Origin of the sequence: Vibrio ruber DSM 16370, from assembly GCF_900163965.1 — a bacterium.
GTDB classification, from domain to species: Bacteria; Pseudomonadota; Gammaproteobacteria; order Enterobacterales; family Vibrionaceae; genus Vibrio; species Vibrio ruber.
The window spans coordinates 27,790-39,440 of record NZ_FULE01000009.1; the positions used below are offsets into that span (position 1 = coordinate 27,790).

At 45.9% G+C, this 11,651-nt stretch carries 11 protein-coding genes; 2 read left to right on the forward strand and 9 right to left on the reverse strand.

Features of this window, described 5'->3' with window-relative positions; genetic code table 11:
* Window positions 1–25 precede the first annotated feature (25 nt).
* From fkpB to murJ, 5 genes are all read right to left on the reverse strand, one after another.
* Window positions 26–484, reverse strand: coding sequence for an FKBP-type peptidyl-prolyl cis-trans isomerase (fkpB, locus tag VR7878_RS02610; protein WP_077333172.1), 459 nt, complete (start codon window positions 482–484; stop codon window positions 26–28).
* Between the two features lie 90 nt (window positions 485–574).
* A complete protein-coding gene (gene lspA, locus VR7878_RS02615; RefSeq protein ID WP_077333174.1) occupies window positions 575–1,075 on the reverse strand; it encodes a signal peptidase II in 501 nt (166 codons plus the stop codon).
* 22 nt (window positions 1,076–1,097) lie between these two features.
* A complete protein-coding gene (gene ileS, locus VR7878_RS02620; RefSeq protein ID WP_077333176.1) occupies window positions 1,098–3,959 on the reverse strand; it encodes an isoleucine--tRNA ligase in 2,862 nt (953 codons plus the stop codon).
* 61 nt (window positions 3,960–4,020) lie between these two features.
* Window positions 4,021–4,956, reverse strand: coding sequence for a bifunctional riboflavin kinase/FAD synthetase (gene ribF, locus VR7878_RS02625; RefSeq protein WP_077333178.1), 936 nt, complete (start codon window positions 4,954–4,956; stop codon window positions 4,021–4,023).
* Between the two features lie 179 nt (window positions 4,957–5,135).
* Window positions 5,136–6,653: a murein biosynthesis integral membrane protein MurJ gene (murJ, locus tag VR7878_RS02630; RefSeq protein WP_370737066.1), complete on the reverse strand. Its 1,518-nt coding sequence runs from the start codon at window positions 6,651–6,653 to the stop codon at window positions 5,136–5,138.
* A gap of 494 nt (window positions 6,654–7,147) precedes the next feature.
* Here murJ and rpsT point away from each other — a divergent pair, with 494 nt between their 5' ends.
* Complete coding sequence (gene rpsT / locus VR7878_RS02635; protein WP_077333182.1) at window positions 7,148–7,408, forward strand: 30S ribosomal protein S20; 261 nt, start codon at window positions 7,148–7,150, stop codon at window positions 7,406–7,408.
* An 82-nt stretch (window positions 7,409–7,490) separates the two neighbouring features.
* Here the strand turns inward: rpsT and VR7878_RS02640 are convergent, their stop codons facing one another.
* Both VR7878_RS02640 and nhaR read right to left on the reverse strand, forming a co-directional pair.
* Window positions 7,491–7,784, reverse strand: coding sequence for an ArsR/SmtB family transcription factor (locus tag VR7878_RS02640; protein WP_077333184.1), 294 nt, complete (start codon window positions 7,782–7,784; stop codon window positions 7,491–7,493).
* A 196-nt stretch (window positions 7,785–7,980) separates the two neighbouring features.
* Window positions 7,981–8,877, reverse strand: a complete 897-nt coding sequence (gene nhaR, locus VR7878_RS02645; protein WP_077333186.1) for a transcriptional activator NhaR — start codon at window positions 8,875–8,877, stop codon at window positions 7,981–7,983.
* Window positions 8,878–9,065: 188 nt separating this feature from the next.
* Between nhaR and VR7878_RS02650 the strand changes: the two genes are divergently transcribed.
* A complete protein-coding gene (locus VR7878_RS02650; protein WP_077333188.1) occupies window positions 9,066–9,899 on the forward strand; it encodes a thymidylate synthase in 834 nt (277 codons plus the stop codon).
* 90 nt (window positions 9,900–9,989) lie between these two features.
* On the opposite strand, the gene lgt is transcribed toward VR7878_RS02650, so the two are convergent.
* Both lgt and VR7878_RS02660 read right to left on the reverse strand, forming a co-directional pair.
* The gene (gene lgt, locus VR7878_RS02655) at window positions 9,990–10,793 is read right to left on the reverse strand and encodes a prolipoprotein diacylglyceryl transferase (protein WP_077333190.1); all 804 of its coding nucleotides are present in this window, start codon (window positions 10,791–10,793) and stop codon (window positions 9,990–9,992) included.
* 48 nt (window positions 10,794–10,841) lie between these two features.
* Window positions 10,842–11,636 (reverse strand): sulfite exporter TauE/SafE family protein, encoded by a 795-nt coding sequence (locus tag VR7878_RS02660; protein WP_077333344.1) that lies wholly within the window; start codon window positions 11,634–11,636, stop codon window positions 10,842–10,844.
* Between the last annotated feature and the right edge of the window lie 15 nt (window positions 11,637–11,651).

Consider the following 11,651-nt stretch of genomic DNA (forward strand, 5'->3'; position numbering starts at 1 on the left):
TTTACTCAATTCACGACGTCCGTCGTTATTCACCCGATTCAACGGCTAAAATTTCAACATCAAAAGTCACATCCTGACCGGCCAACGGGTGATTAAAATCAACTGTCACCGATTCCCCTTCAATTGCAGTCACGATGCCGGGAATCTCCATCCCGTCCGGGCCACTAAATGCCATGATCACACCGACCTCAAGCTCAGTTTCTCCGGCAAACTTGGTTCGATCCATATGGTGAATGTTATCCGGATTAGGTAAACCGAATGCATCTGCTGCTTTGAGCTCAATCGTACGTTGATCACCAGCCTGTAGCCCGAGCAGACATTGCTCAAAATTGTCACTTAAACTGCCATCTCCGATGATCAGCTTCGCGGGTTTTCCCATCTGATGCGTACTATCAGCAACAGAGCCATCTTTCAGTTGAATGGTAAAATGGAAAGTGACGGCAGTCCCTGCTTGGATCAATTGTTTTTCGCTTGTATTTGTCATGTGACTTACTTTCTCCAGCCTTGATGCAAAAAGCGCTATCCGGTTGAGCAGACAGCGCTTAGGGAGATTCATTCAATGAATCCGGATCAACTATTTTGGTTCATCTTTACGACGGAACCCATCCAAAATCAGCATCACCGCCCCAATACAGATGGCACTGTCAGCCAGATTGAAGGCTGGCCAGTGATGTCCTCCCCAGTAAAAATCGAGGTAATCGACCACGAATCCGTGCGCGATACGATCAAAGACATTACCAACAGCGCCACCAATAATCATTGCATAAGCACTGTTTGTCCATCGTTCAGATGCAGGTTGGCGACGCATCCAGTACATCAGTAACAGTACCACAAGCAATGCAATACCGGTGAATAACCAACGCTGCCACCCGGTTTGATCACTGAGAAAACTAAATGCAGCACCATAATTATGAACGTACAACAGATTAAAAAACGGCAGCACCTCAATGCGGTGTTGCCATCCATAATCCATATGATTCATGACAACCAGCTTGATAACAATATCAAGAGCGAAAACCACAACCGCCAGCCATAACCAGCGGATTCCTGAACGCTTAAGTGTCAATTCTGTCATATTGATTCCGTCAGCCTACTGATTATGCAAATTTGCGGATTTCGCCGGCACCTTCGACATTCGATACACAGCGACCACAAATATGTTCATGTCCGGCAATCGTACCGACATCATCGGTGTGGTGCCAGCAACGTTCACACTTCTCAGCATCAGTCGCTACAACCCTAACAAACAGGCCATCAATCTCGGTACTCTGCGCTTGTTCCGTCTTCTGCGAAGTCGGTTGAACAACCGCTTTCGAAGTCAACAGCACAAAACGAAGTTCATCTTCAAGCCGATTCAGTTTATCTGCCAATTCACCATCAACATACAGTGTCACCTCAGCTTGCAGCGAACCACCGATGATTTTCTCACTACGGGCGGTTTCCAACAGCTTATTCACAACACCACGCACTTCTTGAATACTATCCCAGAATGCATTGTCTAAAGGCTCGCCATCTTGTAAATCGAACAACCCTTCATACCACTCTTCAGCAAAGACAAAAGGATTACGCGCTGCGCCGTTCGCTTGCAGTGCTGGCATTTCACGCCAGATTTCATCAGCGGTGAATGACATAATCGGAGCCATCCAACGAACCAAGGCTTCCACAATATAGAACAGTGCCGTTTGACAACTTCTTTGCGCATGTCCGCCACATTTCGCAGTGTACTGGCGGTCTTTAATCACATCGAGATAGAACGACCCCATTTCAATCGAGCAGAAATGCATCAAACGCTGGACAACCGCATGTGTGTTATAACCGTCATAAGCCTTGATAATTTCTTTTTGGGTCGCGAGCGCGCGAGCGACAGCCCAACGATCCAATGCGACCATCTCTTCCATCGGCACAATATCTGTTGCCGGATTAAAACCGTTCAGGTTGGCCAAGAAGAAACGGGAAGTATTACGAATCCGACGATACGCATCTGCAGAGCGCTTCAGAATCTCATCAGAAACAGCCACTTCACCGGTATAGTCCGTGGAAGCAACCCACAAGCGTAAAATATCCGCACCCAATTTATTGACAACATCTTTCGGAGCGATGGTATTGCCGATCGATTTGGACATCTTACGACCTTGTCCATCCACCGTGAAACCATGTGTCAGCACTTCTCGGTATGGCGCTTTATCTTTCATCGCAATCGATGAAATCAGAGAAGACTGGAACCAGCCACGGTGTTGATCGGAACCTTCCAAGTACATATCAGCTTCTGCACCGTGGAACTCTTCACGGGAATCGACCACTGAATAGTGAGTCACACCGGAATCAAACCAGACATCCAGCGTATCCAATACTTTTTCGTACTGCTCGGCTTCATCACCCAGCAGTTCGGCGATATCGAGATCCCACCATGCCTGAATCCCTTTCTGCTCAACCCGTTGGGCAACCTGCTCAATCAACGCAGCAGAATTCGGATGTAATTCAGAGGTCTCTTTATGCACAAACAGTGCAATCGGTACGCCCCAGGTTCTCTGGCGGGAAATACACCATTCCGGACGACCTTCAACCATGCTTTGAATACGACCTTCGCCCCAATCCGGCATCCACTTGATACCTTTGATTGCTTCCAGCGCCTTGTGACGCAGACCCGCCTGATCCATCGACACAAACCACTGCGGTGTTGCACGGAAAATAATCGGGGTCTTATGACGCCAGCAATGCGGATAGCTATGTTCATAAGCATGATGATGTAATAAAGCGCCCTTCTCTTTCAGCACTTCAATCACTGAATCGTTGGCTTTAAAGACATGCTGACCGGCAAACAATTCTGTATCCGGCAGATAAACACCGTTTGAACCGACCGGATTGGCAACTTCCAGTTGATATTTCTGACCGACCACAAAGTCTTCCTGACCATGCCCCGGAGCGGTATGGACAATCCCGGTTCCTGAATCAGTTGTGACGTGATCCCCCAGCACCGCCGGGATCGTGAAATCATAGAAAGGATGATGATAACGGGTTAGCTCTAAATCAGCACCTGTGGCAAATCCAAGATTATGGAAATGCTCAACCCCAGCGCGATCCATCACATCTTTTGCCAGCTCGGAAGCTACAATAATCCGCTCCGCCTGACGCCCTGTTGCTTCATCAGCTTCAAGCTGAATTAACACATATTCCAGATCATCACGTAAACAGACCGCTCGGTTTGCCGGGAAGGTCCATGGAGTGGTCGTCCAGATCACGATAGAGACATCACCGTGACCTTCATGACCTTGATTTAACATAAATTTAGATAATAACGCGGGGACATCAGCCGCTTTGAAGCGAACATAAATCGACGGTGAGACTTTGTCTTTATATTCAACTTCTGCTTCAGCAAGGGCACTGCCACAATCGGTACACCAGTGAACCGGCTTAAAGCCTTTAAGCAGGTGACCATTATCAGCAATTTTCCCCAACGCCCGGATAATGTTCGCTTCAGTGGCAAAATCCATCGTGAGATAAGGTTTATCCCATTCACCAAGAATGCCCAAACGTTTAAAGCTTTCTTTCTGTCCTTCAACTTGACCGGCAGCATACTCACGACATTTTTCACGAAACTCAGCAGCCGTTAATTTCTGTCCCGGTTTACCGAATTTCTTTTCAACCATCAACTCAATCGGCAATCCGTGACAGTCCCACCCCGGAATGTAAGGTGAGTCAAAACCTGAAAGTGTTTTGGATTTAACAATAATGTCTTTAAGAATCTTATTCAGAGCGTGACCAATATGAATATCACCGTTGGCGTAAGGAGGGCCATCATGTAATACGAAAGATTTTTTGCCTTTTTTAGCTTTACGGATCGCGCCGTAAAGGTCCTCTTGATACCAACGTTTCAGCATATCCGGCTCGCGTTGCGCCAGATTGCCACGCATTGGAAACCCTGTTTCAGGTAAATTCAGGGTATCTTTATATTCACTCATCGATTCTTAATTCCGTTATACTGGGCGAAGTTAGACATTATGTCAGCCGAGTCTGTCCCGGCTAACCCTCATACTGAAGCAACCACACCCTTGCCGCTTCAGCATCCAATTCTATTTGTTGTTTCAACGCTTCGAAGGATTCAAATTTATGCTCCCCCCGAAGTTTATGTAAAAGTGCGACTTCTAGCTGTTTACCGTAAATATTGCCCTGAAAGTCAAATAAATGAACTTCCAGTTGCTGACGAACGCCATTGACCGTCGGCCGGTTGCCAATATTTGCGACACCGTCGATTGGCGAATTACCCAGGCCAGAAACCCGGACTGCGTACACCCCGGAAACCGGGGAAACACACCGTTTCAGCGGAATGTTTGCGGTTGGGAAACCAATGGTTCGCCCTAACTTTCTGCCATGAGATACCCGGCCACTGATACTGTAATGACGCCCAAGCATCTCTTTCGCAGCAACCAGATCATCTCGCGCGAGTGCTTCACGGATTGCAGTGCTGCTGACCCGCTGGCGATCGACACAAAAACTTTGCGTGCTGACCACATCAAACCCGAAGGTCTTACCGGCTTGTTGTAACATCGTAAAATTACCACGACGTTGCCGGCCAAAACAGAAATCATCACCAATGACAAGAAACTTAACACCCAAGTGCTTGACCAACAAGTCATGAATAAAGGTTTCTGCATCTAACTGGGCAAATTGATGGTCAAAATTAACACAAAGCAGGCGATCAATGTCGAGTCGGCTCAACTGAACAAATTTATCCCGAAGGCGTGTCAGCCGAGCTGGTGCATGATTCGGGTTAAACAGCTCCAGCGGCTGTGGTTCAAACGTCATCACCATTGATGGAACCCCCAACACTCGGGCCCGCTCCGACACTAACCGCAGCACTTGCTGATGCCCGAGGTGGACACCATCAAAATTCCCGATCGTCAGTGCACAACCATGATGTTGAGTGCGTATATTATGAATACCCCGGATTAATTCCATATCGGACGTTTAAAACCTATGATTCAATTCTCTGGTGATGAAACCGACGGATTATATAACCTCAGCTCAGGAGAAGAAAGTCAATCAAGCCAACAAATACGTTCCACATCCTGCTTTAGTGATGTGATAGCCCTGTTAGAAGAGCGACTTTCCTCAATATAAAAACGGGATGCTACAGCCTATTGGATCACTCGGATATCTTTCAACCGAATCCCACTGATTAAGCTGGCTCCCCCATAAACACAGGCACCGGACACGATCAATCCTACCAACATGAGGGATCGTTTTAGCGTTCCCCACTCAGCCCAAGCCGCAAGGTGATCTGACCCAAAAGCAAGACATAGGCTCATGATGAAACTAGCGATAAAAATACGGCCAATAAATATCATGGTCGAACGCTGCATCTGATAAACAGAGGCTAAATGCAGCCCCCGGTATAACAAAGCCATATTAATAAATGCCGACAATGCCGTCGCCATTGCCAAACCAACATAACCGAAAAACCAAGCAAACACCGCATTAAAAAACATATTAGTGACCATCGCCACAATCCCATATTTGACAGGTGTTTTAGTATCTTGGCGAGAGTAATACCCCGGTGCTAATACTTTGATCAGCATAAAACAAAGCAGACCGGAAGCATAAGCCTGTAACGAAAGAGCCGCTTGCTGCACGTCGGCTAAAGTAAATTCACCGCGCATAAATAAGACCATAATCATCGGTTGAGCCAATACGATTAAGCCGAGCGTGGCAGGGATTCCCAGCAGGCACACCATCCGCACCCCCCAATCCATCGTATTAGCAAACCCGATCGGTTCAGCATCAACATGTTTTCTTGATAGAGCCGGCAAAATCACGGTGGCGATTGCGATACCGAATAACCCGAGCGGAAACTCTAACAGACGATCCGAATAATACAGCCAACTAATCGACCCGGTTTGCAAAAAGCTGGCAATAAAGGTATCGAACAGTAAGTTGATTTGACTGACAGAAACACCGAACAGAGCCGGAATCATCAACGTCCTGATTTTTTTAACCCCGGGATCATTCCATCCCCATTTCGGCCAGACAAATACACCGGCCTTAATCAAGAAAGGTAACTGAAACAGAAACTGAACCAATCCGCCGAGAAATACACCAAAAGCTAAACCAATCTCTGGCTGCGTCAGACGAGGTGCAATCAGTAGTGCGGAACCGATAATCATCACGTTCAGAAATACCGGAGTAAATGAAGAAACCGCAAATTTACCCAGTGTATTTAAAATTGCGCCAGACAACGCAACAAAAGTAATAAACCATAAATAAGGGAACGTGATTTTAAGCAGTAAGCTGGCCAACTCAAACTTTGCGGCCGACGGCCCGCCATGCAACCAATCAAGGAACCAGCCGGCACCGAAAACTGCCGTCACGACACTGGAGCCCAAAATCCCAAACAATGTGACGATCGAAACAAGCACACCGAGCGTCCCCGAAGCCCGGGCAATGAGCAGTCTCGTTTTGTCCATATCGCCCTGAGCGTGGTATTCGGTCAGAACCGGAACAAAAGCCTGAGAAAAAGCGCCCTCCGCAAATAAACGACGTAAAAAGTTAGGGATCTTATTGGCAAAGAAAAACACATCGGCACTCGCACCGGCTCCCATAAGATTCGCAACCACTATATCCCGGAATAATCCTAAAACGCGCGATAGCAGTGTCATGGTACTGACAATCAGACCAGACCTGAGAAGACGTTGACTCACCGTAACCTCTATTAATATGTCAAATCACATCCGAGAGAATCCCGGCGACTTTATTGATTGATATAGCAGGATCATAAGCATCGCGCGGACTGTATCGGCGTGCTGAGAATACTTTCTGCCTGTGTGCAGTTTTTTAACGTAGAATACGTTGCTTTTCAAATCATAGTTGTGTCAATAATTGGTCTGGCTATTCAAACTGGACCATCCGGCATCATGCTCGTTGCAAGACGGATAAACACAAAAAAAGATACCGTTGAAAGTGCAGATTAAGTATTAGCATTCAAAAAAGAATGCTGTTAGAATCCCCGCCATCTTAACCGCGAATGCCCAACGATACCAAAAATGTTTTGGTTCGTTGTGTTTTTGCACAAATGAATTGACATTTTTAGGCAAATAAGGGATAGTTCCCGCCCTTAAAATGTCACTGAACTAAAGTTTTTGGGAGTAGACCCTTGGCAAATAGTAAATCTGCTAAGAAGCGCGCTATTCAGGCGGAAAAAAATCGTCAACACAACGCGAGCCGCCGCTCAATGATGCGCACTTATATGAAGAAAACTGTCGCTGCTATCAAAGCAGGCGACAAAGAAGCTGCAACTGCCGCACTAGCTGAAGCAACACCTATTCTTGACCGTATGGCAACAAAAGGCCTGATCCACAAGAATAAAGCAGCTCGTCATAAAGCTCGTTTTGTTGCGGCAATCAAAGCGCTGTAATGCACTAATTGCTTCATACAAAAATAAAAAACCGACATTATGTCGGTTTTTTTATTTTCCGATGGCAATTTTTCAACTCGCTTTACGCACAATAAAGACGATACAGCAATTCAATCATTTCTTTCACTTCATGACTACTAATCGAATAATAAACTGTCTGTGCTTCTTTTCGCGTCGTAACCAGTTTCTCCCGACGCAGTAATGCCAGATGCTGAGATAATGCAGACTGACTTAACTCAAGTTTGGCACACAACTCTCCCACAGAAAATTCCTGCGTTAGCAATAAACACAATATCTGAAGACGTCTCTCATTCGCCATTGCTTTGAGTAAGACAACGGCTTTGGCTGATTTTTGTTCCATTTCCTGAAGATTCACGAAAGGCTCCCTTTATGGACAGGTTCACTTCATACGATAACGACTACAACCTTGCAGCCTTACAAAATCACTTGGCTTAACTGACTATTCTCTACCGCGATTCATCATTATTATTTTCTCGACGGCATCACAAAACTTTTACCTGATAATAAGTAAGTGCTAGATATTAAAGCAATTACCCATGAAAAAGAACCAATTATACTGACAAATAACCAAAATCTTCACTGCATATACGCTTCACAGCCGGATGTTGAATCATCCGCTCGGCAAAGATAACGTAGTATTCTTCCTTTAAGTCATCGATTCTATCAATCAAATGCAGCGCCAAATCGCCATTTACTACTTCAGTATAGAGAGATGGTGCTAAAAAAATAGCCTCTCGATGCTCTCTGGCAAAAGCTTTCATCAGCGCAACATCATCAAACTCTCCCATAATGTTAGGTTGAATGCCCTGACTATCAAACCATTGCATCACACTTCTTCCCATGGCAGTCCGGCTCCCCGGTATCAGTATTTTGCTATTGGATAAACATTCAATCAGTGAACGCTCTTGAGGAACAGTATATGAGAAAAAGCACATTTGATTTTCTCCCAGCTTTTTACTAAACAGTCCGGGACTACGAGCAGAGTCAACCGGACAATCAGACAGAATCATATCCAGTTTATGCTGAGAAAGCTGCTCAAGTAGCAGCTCATGCGTCGATTCAAAACAACGTAAATGAATATGTTCATCTTCAGGCTCAGGAACAGCACACGACAAAATCTTACTGACGATCTGTTTAGAAATCGCATCTGCGACTCCGACATCCAGCAATAAATTTGCCCGCTGGCTATAGTTGACAATATCGAGCATCTCATAACTCAAGCCATACATACGATCCGCATATTTATAAACCAACTGCCCTAACTCGGTTGGTTCGACACCCCGGCCGGCACGTTTCATCAACTGACCGTCCATACGCTCCTCCAGCGCTTTAATTTGTCCGGTCACCGTTTGCGGAGTCAGAAATAAAGCTTGGGCGGCTTTCGTCACCGAACCCTGTTTACAAACCATCCAAAAATAATATAAGTGATTGTAATTTAAATGAGACATATACTCAGACCATCAGTCAGATTCAATTCATATCAGTACAGCGTATTCTATCATCAGCCACTCGAAATAGCCGAGGTTTTCAAAATATATTATCGGTATATTCGAACATAAAAATATCTTCAATACTGCCCCTTACAACTCCTCGGGAAATTCATTAAACTGATAAAAAATTCATGAATAGGCAAGTTATGAAGCAGTACATTGCATTATTAGAAGATATTCTGGAAAACGGTGATGTCAAAGGTGATCGCACCGGCACTGGGACACTTTCTGTGTTTGGCCGTCAAATTCGTCACAACCTCCAAGAAGGCTTTCCTCTCATTACAACCAAGAAACTCCATTTCAAAAGTATCGCGAACGAACTGATTTGGTTCCTCAGTGGGGATACCAATACCACTTGGCTCAAAGAGAATGGCGTCTCAATCTGGGATGAATGGGCGACGGAAGATGGTGACTTAGGCCCGATTTATGGTAAGCAGTGGACCGCATGGCCAACGCAATCAGGTGAAAGTATCAATCAGATCGATTATGTCGTGGATGCTTTAAAAAATAATCCCAACAGTCGCCGTATTCTATTCCACGGTTGGAATGTTGAGTATTTACCTGACGAGTCAATGGCACCTCATGAGAATGCCCGGAACGGGAAAATGGCGCTGCCGCCCTGCCATTTGCTATATCAGTTTTATGTTTCAAACGGTAAGCTCTCCGCGCAATTATACATTCGTAGTTCAGATAGCTTCCTCGGGTTACCTTATAACATTGCCTCACTGGCGTTGCTCACCCATATGCTTGCACAACAATGCCAACTGACACCGCATGAAATTGTGGTCAGCTTTGGGGATTTACACGCATACTCAAATCATATGGAGCAAATTCAAACCCAGCTCACCCGCGAACCACGTCAATTACCGGAACTGCGTATTTTGCGCCATCCCGAATCGATTTATGACTACCGTTTTGAGGACTTCGAAATCGTTGGTTATGATCCACATCCATCGATTAAAGCGCCGGTCGCGATATAACTCTCGATTCCCCCGCTCAACGGTAATTGGTCGGGGGAGCTTTAGACACCACGTGCAGAATTCTTCCTTATCCGCAGCAATCTAACTCGATTACTCTGGTGAATCGGAACGACGACGATAAGCCCAAACCATCAACAGTGCCCCAGCCAGAATCATCGGCAAAGAGAGAATCTGCCCCATCGAAATGAATCCGGCAAACAATCCTAGCTGTGCATCCGGCTCTCTGAAATACTCAACAAAGGTACGACAGGCGCCATAACCGATAAGAAAGAGTCCGGCAACTGAACCGGCAGGACGAGGCTGACGAATAAAGAGATTGAGAATGATAAATAGGAGTACCCCTTCCAAAAAGAATTCATATAGCTGAGAAGGATGACGCGGCAGAGGCCCTGCTCCCGGAAATACCATGGCCCAAGGTACATTGGTCACTCGTCCCCATAATTCACCGTTCATAAAATTCCCTAAACGTCCCAACGCAAGTCCAAAAGGAACCAGTGGTGCAACGAAGTCGGCAACAGCAAAAAACTGGCGCTGATTACGTTTTGCATACCAGTACATTGCTGTTATCACACCGAGTAAACCGCCATGAAAGGACATTCCGCCAGTCCAGACTTTAAACAGATATAACGGGTCGGCCAGGAAATATTCAAATCCATAAAACAGGACATATCCCACTCGTCCGCCAATCACCACACCGACAAATCCGGCAAATAACAGATCAGAGACTTGTTCTCTGGTCCATCCGCTGCCTTCCTTATCTGCTCTTCGGTTCGCCAGCCAAGTCGCAAAAAGAAACCCAAGCAGATACATCACACCATACCAACGAATGGAAAGTGGCCCGATGGAGACTAGAACAGGATCAATATTCGGAAACTGCAGGAATTCCTGAGACATAAATCTTTACTCTTTATTTAATATAAAACGGTTTATGACATACCGCGCTCAGCGCAGCAACATATGAACAGATACAAACATCAAAAAGACAGCAAACACCTTTTTCAAAACTGATGTCGGCAGTTCAGTCGCTAACTTGGCTCCTATTCTGGTCGTAAACATCGACGAACAAGAGACAAACAGCAAAGCGGGCAGATAAACGTACCCCAAACTAAACGGCGGCAGGTTTTGAATTGTAAAACCATGCCAGATAAATCCCACCATACCGGATAAAGCAATCACACAACCGCAGAGCGATGATGTCCCAACCGCCTTACGCATTTCTACACCATGCCTGTTCAGATAAGGTACTGACAGCGCTCCGCCACCGATACCAGCCAAACTGGAAATCATACCGATTAAGCTCCCACTCAGGATCATGCTCCCTTGTCCCGGCATCGGCTTCATTGTCTGCTGGCGTATCGAAAGAAACATTTGCATCGCCAGAAAAAGAACAATCACCCCGAACACTTTGGGCAAATATTCACTCGGCATCCAATCAGCCAGCGTCGCCCCCATCAAACCACCGGCGACAATTCCGGGCGTCAGCCATTTCACCGCAAGTAAATCAATGTTGCCATAACGTAAATGATTCAATGCCGAGGAACCAGAGGTCAGAATAATGCAGGAAAGAGAGGTGGCTAAAGCCACTTGCATCGCGATATCAGAACCGATACCGATATGAGGAAACAAAAATAACAGCGCAGGTACAATAATTAAGCCACCGCCAATACCTAATAATCCGGCCATAACACCGACAAAAGCACCTAACACGATCAACAACAAGACAAAAGTGATGGTCACGCCCATTCCTCAGAT

Bases quoted from the DNA above. Each gene is read 5' to 3' on its own strand.
- murJ (WP_370737066.1), bottom strand. From the start codon at position 6,653: ATGACACTGCTATCGCGCGTTTTAGGATTATTCCGGGATATAGTGGTT.
- lgt (WP_077333190.1), bottom strand. From the start codon at position 10,793: ATGTCTCAGGAATTCCTGCAGTTTCCGAATATTGATCCTGTTCTAGTC.
- VR7878_RS02650 (WP_077333188.1), top strand. From the start codon at position 9,066: ATGAAGCAGTACATTGCATTATTAGAAGATATTCTGGAAAACGGTGAT.
- lspA (WP_077333174.1), bottom strand. From the start codon at position 1,075: ATGACAGAATTGACACTTAAGCGTTCAGGAATCCGCTGGTTATGGCTG.
- ribF (WP_077333178.1), bottom strand. From the start codon at position 4,956: ATGGAATTAATCCGGGGTATTCATAATATACGCACTCAACATCATGGT.
- fkpB (WP_077333172.1), bottom strand. From the start codon at position 484: ATGACAAATACAAGCGAAAAACAATTGATCCAAGCAGGGACTGCCGTC.
- ileS (WP_077333176.1), bottom strand. From the start codon at position 3,959: ATGAGTGAATATAAAGATACCCTGAATTTACCTGAAACAGGGTTTCCA.
- nhaR (WP_077333186.1), bottom strand. From the start codon at position 8,877: ATGTCTCATTTAAATTACAATCACTTATATTATTTTTGGATGGTTTGT.